This is a genomic window from Rothia amarae (assembly GCF_042677725.1).
GTDB classification, from domain to species: Bacteria; Actinomycetota; Actinomycetes; order Actinomycetales; family Micrococcaceae; genus Rothia; species Rothia amarae.
The window spans coordinates 48905-67234 of record NZ_JBHUCN010000013.1; the positions used below are offsets into that span (position 1 = coordinate 48905).

Sequence of the window (18330 nt, forward strand, 5' to 3'; positions counted from 1 at the left end):
TTTCTTCCTACAGAATTTTCGTTAAAGGAACACCATGAAAAACCTAGAACTTCCCTTCCGCCCTCGCCGCCTGCGCACCACAGCCGCAATGCGCTCGCTAGTCGCTCAAACTGAGCTGACCCCTCGCAACCTTATTCAGGTGCTTTTCGTTCGAGACGGCATCGAGTCACCCCAGGAAATTGCATCTATGCCCGGGCAGTATCAGCACACTCTTGACTCGGTCTTAGACGAGGTGAGTCGCGCTATCGACGCGGGTATCGCCTGTATCGACCTGTTCGGTGTACCTCTCGATGAAGATAAAGACGATCAAGGCTCCGTTGCCTGGGCTGAAGACGGAATCCTGAACCGCGCAATTGCCGCTATCCGGCACAAGTTTGGCAACGACATCGTGATTATGGCTGATACCTGCCTCGACGAATTTACCTCTCATGGCCATTGTGGTCCGCTCACCATCGACCAATTTGGAAATACGGTAGTGGATAATGATGCCTCGGTAGAGTCATACTGCAAAATGGCGGTAGCGCAAGCGAAAGCTGGTGCCCACATGGTGAGCCCCTCGGGCATGATGGACGGGCAGGTCGCCGCCATCCGTCAGGCACTGGACGACGCCGGATTCACCGACGTCGCCATCATGGCATACTCCGCCAAATACGCCTCAGCATTCTTTGGCCCCTTCCGCGATGCCGTGGGTTCATCCTTGGACGGCGATCGCAAGAGCTACCAGCAAGATCCGGCAAACCGCCGCGAGGGCGTTCTAGAAGCACAGCTCGATATTGAAGAAGGCGCCGATTTTGTGATGGTCAAGCCTGCTATGGCTTACCTAGATATCGTGCGCGAGGTAGCAGATTTCTCACCAGTTCCTGTAGCTGCCTACCAGGTTTCGGGGGAGTACGCGATGATCGAGGCGGCATCTGCCAACGGCTGGGTGGATCGCGAGCGCATCGTTCTCGAATCGCTGAGCGGCATCAAACGTGCCGGGGCGGACATGATTTTGACCTATTACGCTACCGAGGTCGCTGGCTGGTTGAAGTAACGGGCGTACGTTTGCTTGGTTTATTCCGCTGGAGGAAGCCTTACTGTCCCCATCTCGATTTCTTACGCATTAGACTTATCCCCAGAAACCTAACGAAAAGGATTTAGACCTGTGACTGTTTCTGAAGAATTATTTGCCCGCTCTCAAAAGGTAATTCCCGGCGGCGTGAATTCCCCTGTTCGCGCCTTTAACTCTGTAGGCGGTACTCCTGCTTTCATGGTGGAGGCACAGGGGCCGTACCTGACCGATGCTGATGGCCGTAATTATGTGGATCTGGTAATGAGCTGGGGCCCGAGCTTGTTAGGGCATAAGGATTCGCGCGTTATTGAAGCGGTTCATGCTGCCGTGGAGCACGGTCTTTCTTTTGGTGCGTCTACCGAATCTGAGACTCGTCTGGCTGAGCTGGTAGTTTCCCGCATGAACGATGTTCTGCCCGGCGCTATCGATCAGATTCGCATGGTCTCTACCGGTACGGAAGCTACCATGACGGCGATTCGCTTGGCACGCGGTTATACCGGCAGGGATAAGATCATCAAGTTTGCCGGCTGCTACCACGGGCATGTTGACTCCTTGCTCTCCGAGGCTGGTTCGGGCGTGGCTACCTTGGCAATGCCCGGTTCGGCAGGCGTAACGGAGGCTACCGCGGCTGAAACCATTGTGTTGCCCTATAACGATTTGGATGCAGTCCGCGCAGCTTTTGCCGCTCACGAGGGGCAGATTGCCGCAGTCATTACCGAGGCAGCTCCTTGCAACATGGGTGTAGTTACCCCTGCCGAGGGATTTAACCGCGGACTGCGGGAGATTACCCAAGAGCATGGCGCGCTGATGGTCTTCGACGAGGTATTGACCGGTTTTCGCGTGTCTTCGGCTGGCTATTGGGGCTTTGCATCACCCGACGACGGCGGATGGGTTCCCGATATTTTCACCTTCGGAAAGGTGATTGGCGGCGGTATGCCCATCGCAGCGTTGGGCGGTAAACGAAAAATCATGGAGTATCTTGCTCCCACCGGCCCGGTGTATCAGGCTGGTACGCTCTCGGGTAATCCGATTTCGATGGCGGCAGGTTTGGCTACCTTGCAGGCGGCAGACGCTGAGGTTTATCAGAGCATCGATGCCAAATCCCGCCAACTGCAGCAGGCGATTGTCGAAGCCTTCGATGCCCAGGGGCTGAATTATTCGATTCAGACTGCTGGAAATCTGTTCTCGGTGGCTTTCGGTACGGCTGAAAACGGCGTCCATAACTACGCGGATATCAAGAATTCTGAGACTTTCCGCTATGCGCCGTTCTTCCACTCCATGCTAAACGCGGGCGTCTACTTACCGCCGAGCGCTTTCGAGGCGTGGTTCTTATCATCGGCTCATACCGATGCTGTGATGGATCGAATCATTGCTGCGCTTCCCGATGCCGCAGAGGCAGCAGCTCAGGCTACCGCCTAACACCAATAGTAAGAGACTATTTTCTCTATAACGATGCCCCGGTATTCTCACCAGAGAGTGCCGGGGCGTCGTCTTCTCACCGCATCATTAGCGTAAATGAGCATGGGAATCATACGTGCGGACTTTTTGAAGATCTCTGTTGAAAAGCCAGTTCTCATCGGTGACAAAACGTGAGATTACTAAGCCACTACCAATAGCTAAGAAAATCAGAAAAACATCAACCATGCCGGAAATCGCATCCGTGAGATTACCGTTAGAAAGATACGCCATGGAACGGTAGAACATCACCCCCGGTACCATAGTGACGACAGCAGGCACTGAGAGCGAAATACGGGAATACTTCCGCCCATGGAGCGGTGAGATGAGTTCAGCCAGAAGAGCAGCGACGAGCGCGGCCAGAAAAACCGAAATCTGCGGCGTCAAACCAGCTTCGGTGAGAAATAGACGAGCTGGGTTAACTAGCGCCGCTATAAATCCTGCCCATAAACAGGCAAAGGGGAGCGCTGAGAAGAGCATGGCGAAACCATAGGCTGCAATAAACGAAGCAACCATTTGGAGTGAATAACGCATCCAAGGGGTCATAGGCGCTGGGGTGGCGACGTCCAAAGGGAGCTCGAAGAGGAACGCCAGAATCCATACTGCAGCGGATGCGCTCACCAGCAATAGAGCAACATAGGTGAGCCGTGAAATCGCCGCCGAAAAGTCGAAGCGGGCAAGATCGAGCATACCTGTGACCAAAGGAAAACCTGGCACTAAGAAAAGAATGGAAGAAATGAAGCCCACCATATGGTTCGGAGCAATCAGTGAAGCTGAGGCAAGGACACCAATCGTACCGCTATAGATTCCTGCTGAAATTACACCACACACAAACCAAATCGCCAGATGATTGACCTCGCGATGCATCAAAAGGGTACGAATCAACTGACCAATGCCAGCTGCACCGAAAACTACAAGGCACCCCACCAAGCCACCACCATTAAGGAAAGCAAAGCCTGCACACGCGAAAGCTGCAGCCAATGCCAACCAAAATTTTGAATAGAGATGGGGGAGCGTGGCGATCCGATCAATCTCAGCGGAAGCTGCTTGAGGGGAAATTTTCTCGGGCAGATTTGAGACAAAATCGCTGAGTAAATCCATCCGATAGGCAGAAATGCCCATGACTCGTTGCTCAGCAATTTCAGTGCGAAAATTGCCGGTAGAGTACGCAGTAGTAGTAATTTCGGTAAAAGAGACCTGCGAATGATGCTCTTCCAAACCCACCGCACGAGCTAGCCGTGCCATGGATGCTTTGACCCGATAGGCGCTCGCTCCAGACTTCAACAGGAGCAACCCGAGTTTCAGCACAACACCTGATTGGGCCACGAGATGCTCGTGCTGGGAGCGGGTGGACCCTAGATAGATGCTATTGGTGGGCGGAACCATAGACGAATCAGCCACAATAATCCCTCTCGAATGGAATCAGAATCGATTCAATGGTGGCATCCATTGAGCAGAAGCAGGTCGCGTGTAAACGCGATGTTACTCACCTAGCAGTACGCACAGGCCATGAACCATCGATAACTTCGTTCTTTCCCTGGCGCTGCAGATAATCCTGAAATTCAGCAGCCTGAGCGCGTGCCCAACCTATTTGTTCTTCGTGCAAAGACTGAGCATCTACAATAATTTGCGGATACTGCTGAGCCATCGCTGCAAGCAACCGCTCTGCCGCCATCGCGTCGTCCTTAGAGGTATGAGCATTTTCCAAACTCACGCCGTATTCGGCGCTCAGAACTTCGAGGGTGCGCTTACCTTTTTTGAACTTGTGCACCTGTTTATTGATGACGTAAGGGTCAAGTACCGGATAGCAGGTGAGCTCAGGGAAGTCATAGCGTTTGAGCTCGTGATGAAGCACCGAAAAATCGTAGGCGGCATTGAATGCAATAACGGGCACGCCGTCATGAAAGAGACCCCCGAGAGCCATTGCCAGCTCGTAGACCACCTCGCGGGCATCTCGTCCGTGTTCTTGGGCGTATTCGGTAGTGATTCCGTGAACTGCCGCGGCTTGCTCCGGTATTTCTACACTGGGGTTGGCTAGCCACTCGCCAGCACGCAGCACTGTGCCATCGGGATTGACCAAAACCAGCGATGCCGTCACGATACGGGCTGTTGAGGGATCAATTCCAGTGGTTTCTAAATCAAAGGTGGCGCGGGGTAGCTCAGTCCATGCAGTCATGGAACGACTATATAACTTCTGAGAAAATTCTTCGATTCTCAGATCTCCTGCTGTCATGAAGGGAAAAATTGCTTATCTTGTCAGTCGTCTTTGCCATAGTTCTGACATAGTCTTGAAGAACCCGCCTGCTCGCAGATAGAAATTGCAGGGAAAACAGGGGGTAGAAGAGAGAAGGATAGAGCGCACAGCATGAACCAGAAGTTATCAGGTTTGCCCCAGCACGAACTCATCCTCGGCGCACCAGGAACCGGCAAGACCGAGGGCATAATAGAGCGTGCCCATCGCTTTCTCTCGGAGGGCGCAGACCCCGCCTCTTTGCTGATACTCACCCCCACCCGTCAATCTGCTACTCGCATACGAGAAGAACTCACTGCACGGGCGCAAACCACCATGTCTTCCGCGCCGATTCGCGCTTGGCAGGCATATGCTTTTGATGTTCTCCGACGAGCACATGCTTTAGGCATCCTGCCCGGTCTAGAATTCTCTCCCAAACTCATTTCCGGTCCAGAACAGGACGTCATGATTGCCGAACTTCTCGCCGGACATAGCCGGGGAGAAGGTCTAGCAGTGTTCTGGCCCGTGGATTTGCATGAAGCTCTAGGAACACGGGGTTTCCGCCACGAAATACGCGATTTCTTTGACCGCATGGCCGAATACAACCTCACCTCCGAGCACGTCAAAGAACTAGCCCAGCACTGGGACCATCCAGAATGGGCGGCAGCGGCGCAACTATATACTGAATATCAGCAGATACGCCGCCTACGGATGCCTAACGCTTTTGACCCTGCGGCATTGATTCATCAGGCAACGGAAACATTCCTGAAAAACCCTGAATTCCTAACTGCCGAACGTGCTCAACTGCAACTGGTTTTGGTAGACGATATGCAGGAGGCTACGCCCTCTATTTTTCGCCTTCTGCGCGTCTTAGCAAATTCCGAAAGTTCAGCAGAACCTGCCCCTGCATTTAGCGTGACGGTATGCACCGACACCGTAGTTCAAGGTTTCCGCGGCGCCCGTCCTACTCTCGCGAGCCAGCTTGAAGATATCTTGAATCACCCGTACCGCGACATGCTCGATGTTTCTTATAGAATGCCTCCTGACATCGCGCGCTCCTGGGAATCGGTAGCAACCCGCATCCCCGTCGTCGCCCAGGCACGGCATAGCCGTGATCTCACCGAACCGGCGGGTGATACCCAGGAACAGGCACTGTGGAATTTAGGCGACGACGGCACCCTGCTGGACCCCGAAAAGTCCCAGGACAATCGCCCTATCGTACAAGGGTTGACAGTCGAAACAGCCCAGCATGAATCACGTCTGATAGCGCAAATGCTTTTGGAAGATCATCTTTACCGAGGCAAAGCTTTTTCGCGTTCAGCGGTGATCGTCCGAAATAGTTCGGATGTTTCTCGTATCAAACGGGTTTTGGTGGGGCAAGGTATTCCCGTGCAAACGTCATCTGCGCTCACACCTGTGCGTGATGAACCCGCGGTGCGCCCCTTCCTTGATGCCCTCTCGCTGATTCTTCTTGCTCCTTCTCCGCGCTCGTCTGAGGATGAAACTGAACCTGGTCAAGAAGAAACCCATACTCAGCGCCCTGCTCAAGGATGGGGAGTTGATACTGCATTGTCTCTTCTGACCTCCCGCTTGGGAGGTGCTTCTCCCATGGACGTACGCCGTCTCAGGCAGAGATTGCGCGCCGAAGAACTCCGAGCCGGAGGAACACGGTCCAGCGATGATTTGCTGGTGGAAGCGCTCTTGAACCCCAGCAACTTGCCGGCGGGAAATGCCGGAGCTGCTGCACGTCGAATCAGCAATGTTTTGGCGGCGGGAACCGAAGCTCTACAACAAGAAGGTGGAACGGCTGAAACGGTGCTCTGGGCGCTGTGGGAGGCATCGGGTCTTGCCCAACCTTGGCGAGAACAAGCCCTCTCTCAAGGAGTAGGAGCCGACCGCGCGCACCGCGACTTAGATGCCATGCTCGGATTATTCGAGGCAGCTGCTCGCTACGTTGACCAGATGCCCGGTGCCACCGCCGCACAGTTCTTGGACTACATCGATTCCCAAGATTTACCAATGGATACCCTAGCTCAGCGGGCAAATTCTTACGATGCCGTTGAGATCCTTACCCCCGCACTCGCAGCGGGGAGGCAGTGGGACACTGTCTATATCGCCGGATTGCAAGAGGGCACCTGGCCCAACACCACCATTCGTGGTTCTTTACTGAATACCCAGCAACTCACCGATATTTTTGATGTGGGTCCGCAAGCAGCCGCGACTGTCTCTATCGGCGATCGAATACGAGATACCCGCTACGATGAGTTACGGCAATTCTCTACGGCTGTTTCCCGCGCCAGCGAACGCCTCATCTGTACCGCGGTTTCCTCGGTTGATGACGCACCGAGCGAATTTCTCGATATGGTAGCGCCAGCTCCAGAGGGGCAGCGCACCAACGTAGAAGTGCGGCGTCCTATGACCTTGCGCGCTCTCATCGCTGAGCTTCGCCAGTGGGCAGAAAAACAGGACGACGATTTCCACCGAGCACAGGCGGCAACTGAAATTTTGCATCGGCTCAATGATCCTGCCCAAACAGCGGGAGCCCACCTACCCGGTGTTCACCCTGCTACCTGGTGGGGTCTGCTACCGATTTCTTCAACTGGCGCAGGGTTCGGGGAGAACGAGCCAATTCCCATCTCACCGTCCCGGGTAGCCGAAATTCACCGTTCACCTCTGGACTGGTTTGTTTCCGCTTCCAAAGCAGAGGCGGCCACAGACCTATCGCGAACACTCGGTACTCTGGTACACGAACTTGCTGAAGATATGCCAGATGCTCCCGGACATCAACTACTCGATGAATTACACCAGCGCATCAAACAACTGAACTTGCCAGATACGTGGGAGTCAGTGCAGGTGATAGAGCGTGCGGAAACAATGGTGCGAAAGTTTGCGCAGTACACCGCAGATCTTTCCACGCTGGGGCGCAAACTGGTGGGTGTTGAAGGTGCCTTTAGTGTACTCATTCCCGGGCCAGCGCGGGATGCTCTTCTGAGCGGACGAGTGGATCGACTAGAAGTGGACTCGCTGGGCAGATTCGTGATTATTGACTTGAAAACAGGCTCCACCCAGCCCACCAAAGCTGACCTGCAGAAGCACCCTCAGCTCGCCTCTTACCAGGTTGCATTGGAAGCTGGCGCAGGTGAGCACATGGCGCAAGCTTTTAGCGAGCACCATCTATCGCTTCCCAACAAGCTGAAATTCGAGGGTCTTCAGGAACTTTCCGGTGGAGCCTTCCTCATTCAACTAGGTAGAGATACTAAGACGTACATAGAGCAAGAACAACCGGCTCTCACTTCCTCAAGTACTTGGGCTGTTGAACTCATTAATCGAGCGGCCGAACTGATTGCGGGCAACCATGTGGAGGCACGGCATACGTCGTCCTCCAGCAGTTCTTTCGGCATTCAATGCAAACTTCCCGATATCTGCCCGCTGTGCAACCGCGGCCGCCAGGTCACTCAGAATTAGGTCTACGATGCAACAACATTTATATACTCCCGAAGAAATTGCCGATGCTCTGGGACGTCCGCGCCCTACAGTTGAACAGTCAGCGATTATTGCCTCCCCCCTCACCCCGCGTTTGGTCGTGGCAGGCGCCGGATCGGGTAAGACGGCGACCATGGTGGATCGTGTGGTCTGGCTTGTAGCCAACGGATTAGTTCGAGCCGATCAAGTGCTGGGCGTCACCTTTACCCGCAAAGCCGCCGGTGAACTACGGGAGCGTATGCGTATGCGCTTGGAACAGCTACGCCGCTTAGACATGGTGCGTACTCCGCAGAATGAGGAAAATGCCCCGGTTTCAGATCCCAGTGTTTCCACCTACCACTCCTATGCCAATACGTTAGTGGCGAATTACGGTCTGCGACTGGGGATTGAACAGGATGCGCAGATGCTGGGTAGCGCACAGGCATGGCAGCTGGTCGCACAGCTGGTTGAGTTTGTAGATCCCAAACTGTTGCCGGTTGATCCGCCGTCGAAAAAGAGCATCATCGAGGGCGTGATGCAACTGGCAGGGGAGTGCTCCGAGCACCTCATTGACCCCGAAACCATCATTGAATGGTGCCAGCAGCAAATTGCCGCATTAGAAAACATCGATAAACCCGGGGCTGTGAGCGAGCGGAACAAACTGGTACAAAGGCTTCACAACCGTGTTTTCTATGCTCTTTTAGTGCAGCAGTATTCTCGCTTGAAGAAGCAAATGCAGGTTATGGACTATGGCGATTTAGTGGCGTTAGCTGCGCGTATAGCCCGCGAGATACCGCAGGCAAGTGCCACGGAGCGGGATCGTTTCAAGGTGGTCTTGCTGGACGAATTTCAAGATACGTCCCATGCTCAGATGCAGTTATTTTCCGATTTGTTTGGCGGAACAAAGGGGCGCGAAGAACATCCGGTCATGGCGGTGGGCGACCCCAAGCAATCAATTTACGGCTTCCGTGGGGCATCCGACGGCCAACTGTTTAGCTTCTACAGCTACTTTCCCACCCAAGACACCACCGCAAGTTATCTGACCGTCGCGTGGCGAAATGACACGGCAATTCTTCATGCGGCTAACCGGGTAGCTGATCCGCTCAAAGTGCAACCCGCATGGGTTCGCTCACCTCACCAGGTAGACGTACCCGATTTAGTAGCCAGACCAGAACCGGGCGTCGGACAAGTGCTGATGGGCCGCTACCTCACTGACCAAGAAGAGGCTCGCTCGATGGTAGAGAAAATAGCCCAGGAACGAGCCCATCATGCTCACCGTCCTCTGACCGAAATGCCCACTATGGCAGTGCTGTGTAAGAAACGCGCCATGATGGAACCTATCCGCCAGGCATGTGAAGAGTTGGGTGTTCCCTATCAAATCGTTGGATTAGGAGGTTTGCTGGAGACCCCTGAAGTAATCGATATGGTGTCTGTTCTGCGAGTTCTTGCTGACCCGGGGCGCTCGGATGCCCTGATGCGTCTCATGGCAGGTGCCCGCTGGCGACTCGGTTTATCTGACCTGCTGGCGTTGTCCGACTGGTCCACCCACCTTGCACGCGAGCGCGAGAAAGCTATTCGAGAAGGGCGCGCGGAGAACCTTTTTGCCGACTTAAGTGAGCAAGAACGGGCAGAAGAAGAGGCTAGGCAGGCGAGGGAGACCGTTTCGGATATTACGGATCATTCCTCTTTGATTGAAGCGCTGGAAACCTTACCCAAACCGGGCTGGACGTCAGTCAGAGGCCGTTCACTGACCGAGGTGGGTCTGCAAAGGCTTCAGGCACTTGCTGCAGAATTCAGTTATCTTCGCCAATTTATGGCAGATGATATTTCAAGTTTGCTGGTAGAAATTGAGCGGACAATTCTGCTCGATATCGAGTTGGCGGCTAAGCCGGGGCGAGGCAACCATGAGGCGCGTCGAAATCTAGATGCCTTCCACGAGGTTGCCGCTCAGTATGCGATGAGCGCTCCGCGCATCAACGCCACCCTACATGCAGGAGCGGCAGCGTTTCAGAACAGCGATGAGCTGACTGAAGACGACGAACGAATACTTCGTTTCAGCTTGACCGCATCGAGCGGATCAGCCAGCGGAATTAACGGTTTCTTGGCATGGTTGGACGCCGCTGCTGCTGAAGAATCTGGGCTGGAAATGGCTGCTGAAGAGCCGCGTCATGATGCGGTGCAGATTCTGACGGTGCATGCCTCGAAGGGTCTTGAATGGGACCACGTCTACATTCCAGGGCTCTACCAAGGCGATTTTCCCCTGACAAAAGACGCGCGCTGGACCCAGAATTCGCAGACTGTTCCCTGGCCTCTACGCGGGGACAAGAACTTTTTGCCCGGGTGGAATCCCGACCACGAAAACCTCACTGATTTCAAGGCATATATAGGGCAGTTCAAAGAAGAAGCCCTGATACACAGTACTGCGGAGGAACGGCGTCTTGCCTACGTGGGTATCACGCGCGCTCGCACTCTTCTGATGCTGGGCTCTGCAGCTTGGAAAGGGACCGCGAGTAAGCCTGTGCAAGCTTCTGAATTTTGGGAGGAACTGGCTGAGGAAGCACAATTGAGTCCCCACCATGATCCTGCGAGCGACATGCCGTTGATGCTGCGTACCTTGGACGAAACTCAGATAGGGGAGGAGAATCCTCAATCGGCGTCGCTCACCACCGCTCTATGGCCTTTTGACCCTCTGGATGGGCCCGAAGTTATTCAGTGGAAGAGCGAAGAAGAATGGGCTCTGGCTCATGATGCAGGACATAGTTCAGAGAATACTTCCCCCTCTGCAGGTGAATCTATGACCACAGATATTCTTCGCGACCCGGCGGTTTCCCGGCGAGCGAGGCTTACCCGTGCCGCGCAAAACGTCCTTCGTGGTTCTGCGAAGGAGGGCGACTCGCCAGCTGTCATCGGAGGAGAACAAACCCAGCTGGACGGGCCTTCCATTGAGGATTGGCGTCAAGAAACCGAGCTACTCCTGGCGCTGCTCAACGAACCAACGGAGTATCGCGAGTTTGAGCTACCCTCTCACCTCAGCGCCTCGCAGCTGGTGGCGTTGAAAAGTAACACAGAAGCTGTTGTGAGTAATTTGATACGACCGATGCCGCAACGTCCCGGCATCGAAGCCCGTCAGGGTAGCATTTTTCATGCCTGGGTGGAGTCCCATTTTGAGCACTCCGCAATGCTAGATATGGGAAATGAAGAGTTTGCCGACGATGACATTGATGATTCTTTAGATTTACCGCAACTACGGGAAAACTTTTTGGCGAGCGAGTGGGCAAACCTGCAACCGTGGGCAGTGGAATTTCCGCTCGAAACCCCGGTTGAAGGTATTTCGGTGCGGGGGCGAGTAGATGCTATTTATCGCCACGTTGATGAATCGGGACAGGTGACGTGGGAACTGGTGGACTGGAAAACGGGTCGAGTTCCTCGTGCTTCTGAGATGGAGGCTAAATCCATCCAGCTAGCACTGTACCGGTTGGCTTTTGCCCGGTTGAATGACATCCCAGTTGAGGACGTTTTTGCCACTTTCTTCTACGTGGGGGCGGCAAAGACAGTGCGACCGCAACATCTGGCTGACGAAGAATCGTTGAAGAGGCTGATTCGTCGAGCGTACAAGGCTGGACAACAGGGGGAAGCGTCTCAGCGTAGAAAACGCTAAACCTACCTCTTATACTTAGAAAATGATGAGTTAGGGAGCCACTACCGACCCTGACGGTTTATCATCTGCACTCAGCGCGGAGTTGGTCTTATCGTCGGTGATTTCTCCGACTCTGCGCAGGTCATTTTCTAGTTGATGGAGCATGGCAAATGCTTCATCGACCATCGCCTGATCCTCTAATTCGATACCACGTATCATCCATTGGGCTAGGGCAAATTCGGCGTAAAGATTCGCGCGTAGCGCCAGAGAATTATCGGGGCGTTGCGGCATCTGTTCGGTATAGACGTTCATGACCCGGTCGCTAAAGGAACGGTCTTCGCAGGCAAGAAGCCAGGAGAAATCCATGGCAGGATCACCCACACATACTTCGGACCAGCCGGTTACTTCGGTGACTTTTTTCTGGTTGAGAACTAGGTTATCTTCGTTGAGATCCCCGTGGATGACGCGCGGTCGGAAGTTCCACATGTGAGGGTCGGTGAGCAGTTCTCGCCAGCGGCGAATGAGGCCGGCGGGCACTTTGCCGGTTTTTTCGACTCGTTCGAGTTCTGTGAGACGGCGTTGGCGCAACTGTTCGGAGGTGTAGACCGGAAGGTCGGCGTCTTCAATAATTGTGGTGGGCATTACGTGAATGGTGGCAATTATGCGCCCCAGCGCGGTTGCTAAATCTTCGGTGCCCGGTTTGGCATGAGAGGAAATTTCTGCCAGTTCGTCAATGTCGTAGTGGCTACCGGGAATGTGGGTATAGATAAAAGTTTGCATACCATCGACAGGCACTGAGCCGACAATAGTGGGCACCTGGAAAGGAAGGCGCGCGCGCAAACCGGCGGAAAAGGACTGGAGAATTACGTGTTCAGCTTCTAAACGAACGCTTGCTTCGGGGTTCTTGGGAGAGCGGACCCGCCAGCGCTTATCGGCTGAATCGATAATGATGGCCGAATCAAAATCGACGGCATCGTCAGCAGAGGGGAGCGCGGCAACAGGATAGAGCCCAGGCACTCCGGCAGATACAATAGCAGCAAGTTGAAGCGGTGTAACAGTCACCTTTCCAGAGTACAAGAGAATCAGCAGGTCACAGCAATGACGCAGGAATCTAACCCTATTTTTGAAGAAAACTCTACGAATTCTCATGAACCAGGAGAATCTATTGCACCGTTAGGGTATCTGCCTCTGACTGGTACGCGACCTCGGATGGAGGGTGAAAATCGGGCTCGTCCAGGCTTTCTTTCTCAGCTTGTAGAGGATTTTCTGCGTGCAGAGAAATCCCAGAAGAAGCCAGTTTTCGTGGCAGTAGATGGGCACGAAATCTTAGTGGATGAGACATCCAAGCCTCTGCACCTGAGCGCTTCGATGACCAAAGCTGAAGTGCTCAGGCATTGGGTAGCAGAGCCGCAGCGCCAAGCTGATGTGATTTTCATTGGCAGAACACGCGAGGGGAGCGCGGTTCTGGCCTTGACGGGTAACTGGGAATACTTCTGTGATTTTAAGACCGAGCATCTCAACCTCTTAGGACCCGACGGTGAGCAACGAGCGCCCCGCGACGTCCTGGCCTCTCATGTCGAGGGGCACTGGCAGTCGGTGCACGAGCTTGCCGAACATGTAGCGAATTCTCAAGACGCAAAGTTAAAGATTTGGTTAGAACTTGCTGGCGCTGCTGTGGCATTGAACAACTGGCACAGAGGAGCAGCCTATGACCCGGCAACGGGGCAGGAAACTGTTGTGGCTCAGGCGGGATGGTCGCGTGTGAATTCTGCCGGTCGAGAGATTTTCCCCCGAACAGATCCAGCAGTTATTACAGCGGTTACTGCAACCTTTGACGGCGAAGAACGGATTCTGCTGGGGCAAGCACGCGCCTGGGGAAAGAATCGATTTTCCACTTTTGCCGGGTTCATTGAAGCCGGTGAATCAGCGGAGAACGCAGTTCAAAGAGAACTATTGGAAGAGTGCAACGGCGAAGTAGACAGCCTGCAGTATTTGGGTTCACAACCTTGGCCTTTTCCTCGCTCACTGATGCTAGGGTATCGCGCTGAGATTTCTAACCCCCACCAGGTGCAAGCGGACGGCGAAGAAATAGAAACGGTACGCTGGTTTACCGCTCACGAGCTAAAAACCGCTCACTCCAGCGGGGAAATCAAGCTGCCCTCCCGCGCGTCAATCTCCCGTATGCTCATCGAGAATTTTCTCGGTGAACCGTTGGCATAAATTACACTGGAAGAGCCCTTTTAAACACAACCTTCAGGAGTTTCATGTCTACTCTGCCGAATCCTGCGCACTCATCTAGTGGCTCAGCGAATTTAGCAGAGCAGGCACCGCCGAGTCCTGAGCTGATTTTGCAGGGGCTTGATCCTGAGCAACGCCGGGTTGCTACTGAACTCAGCGGTCCCATGTGCGTGCTGGCAGGCGCCGGTACCGGTAAGACGCGCGCGATTACTCACCGGATTGCCTATGGAATTGCTACCGGTAGATACGTCCCAACTCGCGTCCTAGCTCTATCATTTACAACTCGCGCTGCCGATGAAATGCGGGTTCGTTTGCGGGCACTGGGTTCGGTAGGAGTGCAAGCCCGAACCTTCCACTCGGCAGCTTTACGGCAGCTCCGATTCTTCTGGCCGCAGGCGGTTGGCGGCTCCGAACCTCGCATCATTTCCCATAAAGCTCAACTGATTACCGAGGCCGCTCAGCGCCTGCGTATCAGCGCCGACCGGGCGATGATTCGAGATCTCGCCGCTGAAATTGAGTGGGCAAAGGTCAATATGTACACCTATGACACCCTCATGCCACATCTGGCAGATCGCGTTTTGCCCTCGGATATCACCCCCATCAACATGTGCCGCCTTTTCAAAGCCTACGAAGATCTCAAAGATGAGCGGAACATTATAGATTTTGAAGATGTTCTGCTTCTGACCGTGGGGGTCTTAGAGGACGATGAGCAGGTCGCTGCCGCCGTCCGCCAGCAGTACCGGCACTTCGTCGTCGATGAATACCAGGACGTTTCTCCCCTTCAGCAGCGGCTACTGGACGCCTGGCTAGGCGGGCGCGATGACCTATGCGTAGTGGGTGATGCCTCACAGACCATTTACTCCTTCACCGGCGCAACGAGCCGCCATTTGTTGGAATTTACCCGCCGCTACGACAACGCCAATGTCGTCAAACTAGTGCGAGATTACCGTTCCACCCACCAGGTCGTTGAACTAGCAAATACCCTCCTGAATTCCCGCAAGCCGGCTAAAGATTCCACCCCGGGAGCCTGGGCCAAACCTTTAGAGTTGGTATCTCAGCGGGGGACAGGGCCCACCGCAGAGTTCTTCGAATACGCCGACGACGAGGACGAGGCCGCGGGCATCGCCGAAGACATTCAAGATCTCATCACCAAAGAGGGCGTCGAGCCGTCTGAAATTGCCGTGCTTTTTAGGACGAACGGTCAATCAGCTGCACTGGAACAGGCACTCACCGACGAAGGTATTGCCTATCAGCTACGCGGGGCAGAGCAATTTTTCTCCCGCCCCGAAGTCAAAAATGCCTATGCCCAGTTACGCGGTGCCGCCGCTGCGATTTCTGATGATCCGGTGCCCCAAGCCACCCGCGATATCCTTAAATCCCTGGGGTACACCGCTAAGGGGCCCTCGGCGTCCGGCGCTGTTCGCCAGAAATGGGAATCGTTGGCTGCACTCGTCTCTATGGCAGATCGCCTGCACAACGAGCGAGAAAAAGCGCGCGATCAAGCCCACGATAACGGCGCCAGCGAGCTTCCTCGCCCCCTCACCATGGCTGAATTCGTGGCAGTACTCGCCCAGCGGATGGCGCACCAGGATCCACCCAAAATGAACGGTGTAACCCTGGCATCTCTCCACTCGGCGAAAGGCCTGGAATGGGACGCCGTCTTCCTTTGCGGTCTCAATGAAGGGCTCATGCCTATTTCCTTTGCCAAAACGGGCGATGAAATAGATGAAGAACGCCGCCTGCTTTATGTAGGCATCACCCGCGCTCGCAAATATCTCACCTTCTCCTGGTCGAGGGCGCGCACCCCCGGCGGCCGGGCGAATCGACGCCGTTCGCGTTTTCTTGATTCCATCGCGCCCCCTACTAAATAATCAACCTTTGAGCTTGCCCCTAGAAAGCGCCGCCCTTGCCACGTTCAAGCACTTCTGAAAGCGTTATTCCTGCCACTGAATCCATGCCGGAGATTGTGGTGGTGCGTTCCTCCCGGCGCCGGAAAACGGTGAGCGCTCGCATGGACGACGACGGGCGAGCACGGCTCATGGTTCCTGCAACCAGCAGCCCCCGCGAGGTGCAGGAGTACATTCAAAAGTTGCTCCCAGATTTGCTCAAACAGCGTCAGCGGAATAAGAGACAGCAGGATGCGCGGGCCAGCGATGAATATTTGATAGCTCGTGCCGAAGCGCTGATGGAAAGACTCCCGAAGATGACTCGCCCCACCAGTAGCCGCTGGGTGACTAATCAGAATACGAGGTGGGGATCTGCTACCCCTTCACGCGGAAGCATCCGCCTTTCCCACGTCTTGCAGGGTGCCCCAGAATATGTGATTGATTTTGTGTTACACCACGAGCTGTGCCATTTTATCGAGCTCAACCACAGCGCACGCTTTAGGGCATTAGAAAGCCTCTACCCCCGAAAAGCGGAGGCAGAGGCTTATCTGGCGGGTTTGAGCGCCGGGCTCAAACTTGAACGCAAGGAGCGTAATTTATAAGGGTGAAGCCAAGCCGGGCACAGCAGTACGGTGAACTGGCTGGGTCTGGCATGAATCGCTTCACTGAGCGCTAGCGAAGCAAGGGAGAAGGTTAGTTCACCATACTGCTGTGCCCGGGTTTGGAGACCTGGCCTTATACCTTATCTCGAAGTTTTCTAGTCCTTATCTGAGTCCGAATCGTCGGGCTTATCGGAGTTCTTGTTTTCCGAAGCATCATCCGTTTCGATTTTCTCAGATGTCTGATCTTCGTCGTAGCCGCCAGAAAGGAGCTTCTCCAAAGCGGCGTCGAACTCGTCGGCAGATGCGGTGACCATCTCGACGCGCTTCGTGTAGGCATCGAGGTCATCCAGCTCGTCGCCGGTAGGTAGTGTTTCGGGAGCGCTCCACAACTCATCGCGGGCGTCTTTACCGCGTTTTTCACCGTAGGAACGCCAGAAGTTAGCGGCTTCTCGGTTCTTGCGGGGGTGCAGTTCCAATCCCACAAGTGCTGCGAAGATATGCTCGGCAGGTCCTCCGTTGGCATGACGGCGGTTCATGGTTTCCGCCAATTGTGCCGCCATAGGCAGGTTTTTGGTAGCTTGCTCGGTAATGACAGTTACCCAGCCCTCTACCAGTGCCAACAGGGTTTCCAAACGCGCCAAGGCAAGTTGCTGATCTTCGGTATTCTGCGGGGTGAAAATTTCAGCAGCGAAGGCTTCCTGCATGGCGTCGGGGTTCATAGGGTCAATCTCTTGAGCGGCGTCCTGCATCCTCTCAATATCTACATGAATTCCGCGGGCGTAGCGTTTTACCAAATCAATAATGTCTTGGCGCAACCAGGAGTTTGCCTTGTAAAGGCGTACCAGCGCAGCTTCACGGACCGCCAGATACAGCATGACTTCCTGGGCAGGGATTTCTAGCCCCTCACCGAAATTTTTGATACCCGCTGGAACTAACGCTGAGCGTCCCTCTGCCATGGGAAGCCCGACGTCGGTGGAGGAGACTACCTCTGCCGCAAGTTTGCCGATGGACTGACCAGCTTGGGCGCCAAACATCATGCCACCGATTCCCGCGAGAATATTGGTTTGACCGCCCAGCAGAGATTTAATTTCTTCAGGTAGCTGTGAATCCATGGAGTTATTCATGGCTTCAGACATTGATTCGGCAATGGGGCCGGCAATTTCCTGGAATACTCCAAAAGTATTCTCTACGTATTCAGACTTTGACCACGTCTCAGTCTGAGAGCTGGGGCGTTCAAAGGCGGTCACCGGGTCTAACCAAAGATCTGCCAGCTGGGTGGCGTCTGCAACCGCTGATTTTTCGTTGGAAGTTACAGAGGCGTCGCCATCGGCAGATACCACCTGACGCGCAGTTTGACGGGCAAGATCCCAATTCACCGGTTTGTCGGTCGAGGAGCTACTCATCATGGCGCTCACCTGGGCAAAAATACCCTGCATCATAGCGGGATCAATGGGCATGCCACCCATGTTTTTCATCATGTCAGGGTCTATGCCCATGGCGGAAGGGTCAAAATTACCCCCAGGGAACCCGCCATTTTCAGAGAGCTTTTTGAAAAATTCTTCGAACGGATCGGAGCCGTCGTTGTTTTCGTGTGAATTGTTTGATGAAGCCATAACACGTCTCTCCTTGCCATATATTTTGGTGATTATTTTCCTCTACGTTACCCAACGAGCCTGAGTGCTGGCTAATGTTTTGCCCACAGCTATGAAAACGTACAGCAAACAACCAGCTTGAATCTGCTACCACAATCTACGGGGGACCCTGGGCGA

11 protein-coding genes are annotated in these 18330 nt (G+C 54.4%); 7 read left to right on the forward strand and 4 right to left on the reverse strand.

Annotation, left to right across the window (positions count from 1 at the left end):
* Positions 1–34: 34 nt before the first annotated feature.
* Positions 35–1033, forward strand: coding sequence for a porphobilinogen synthase (gene hemB / locus ACFR81_RS07045; RefSeq protein ID WP_343875447.1), 999 nt, complete (start codon positions 35–37; stop codon positions 1031–1033).
* A gap of 111 nt (positions 1034–1144) precedes the next feature.
* On the forward strand, positions 1145–2470 hold the full coding sequence (hemL, locus tag ACFR81_RS07050) for a glutamate-1-semialdehyde 2,1-aminomutase (protein WP_068171366.1): 1326 nt from the start codon (positions 1145–1147) through the stop codon (positions 2468–2470).
* 87 nt (positions 2471–2557) lie between these two features.
* Here hemL and ACFR81_RS07055 read toward each other — a convergent pair whose 3' ends face one another.
* Entirely contained in the window at positions 2558–3907 is a 1350-nt protein-coding gene (locus tag ACFR81_RS07055) for a threonine/serine exporter family protein (protein ID WP_233126019.1), read from the reverse strand.
* Between the two features lie 85 nt (positions 3908–3992).
* A complete protein-coding gene (locus tag ACFR81_RS07060; RefSeq protein ID WP_343875563.1) occupies positions 3993–4682 on the reverse strand; it encodes a 3'-5' exonuclease in 690 nt (229 codons plus the stop codon).
* A 189-nt stretch (positions 4683–4871) separates the two neighbouring features.
* On the opposite strand from ACFR81_RS07060, the gene ACFR81_RS07065 reads away from it, so the two are divergent.
* Together ACFR81_RS07065 and ACFR81_RS07070 are read left to right on the forward strand one after the other, a co-directional pair.
* On the forward strand, positions 4872–8201 hold the full coding sequence (locus tag ACFR81_RS07065) for an ATP-dependent helicase (RefSeq protein WP_343875443.1): 3330 nt from the start codon (positions 4872–4874) through the stop codon (positions 8199–8201).
* Positions 8202–8208: 7 nt separating this feature from the next.
* Positions 8209–11856, forward strand: coding sequence for an ATP-dependent DNA helicase (locus ACFR81_RS07070; RefSeq protein ID WP_343875441.1), 3648 nt, complete (start codon positions 8209–8211; stop codon positions 11854–11856).
* A gap of 30 nt (positions 11857–11886) precedes the next feature.
* Here ACFR81_RS07070 and ACFR81_RS07075 read toward each other — a convergent pair whose 3' ends face one another.
* Entirely contained in the window at positions 11887–12897 is a 1011-nt protein-coding gene (locus tag ACFR81_RS07075; protein ID WP_151147311.1) for a phosphotransferase, read from the reverse strand.
* 36 nt (positions 12898–12933) lie between these two features.
* Between ACFR81_RS07075 and nudC the strand changes: the two genes are divergently transcribed.
* The 3 genes from nudC to ACFR81_RS07090 are packed head-to-tail and all read left to right on the forward strand — an operon-like array spanning position 12934 to position 16561.
* Complete coding sequence (nudC, locus tag ACFR81_RS07080; RefSeq protein WP_343875438.1) at positions 12934–14055, forward strand: NAD(+) diphosphatase; 1122 nt, start codon at positions 12934–12936, stop codon at positions 14053–14055.
* A gap of 44 nt (positions 14056–14099) precedes the next feature.
* A complete protein-coding gene (locus ACFR81_RS07085; RefSeq protein ID WP_343875435.1) occupies positions 14100–15944 on the forward strand; it encodes an ATP-dependent helicase in 1845 nt (614 codons plus the stop codon).
* 35 nt (positions 15945–15979) lie between these two features.
* Positions 15980–16561, forward strand: coding sequence for a M48 family metallopeptidase (locus ACFR81_RS07090; protein WP_343875433.1), 582 nt, complete (start codon positions 15980–15982; stop codon positions 16559–16561).
* Between the two features lie 155 nt (positions 16562–16716).
* Here ACFR81_RS07090 and ACFR81_RS07095 read toward each other — a convergent pair whose 3' ends face one another.
* Complete coding sequence (locus tag ACFR81_RS07095) at positions 16717–18174, reverse strand: zinc-dependent metalloprotease (RefSeq protein WP_343875431.1); 1458 nt, start codon at positions 18172–18174, stop codon at positions 16717–16719.
* Positions 18175–18330: the final 156 nt, after the last annotated feature.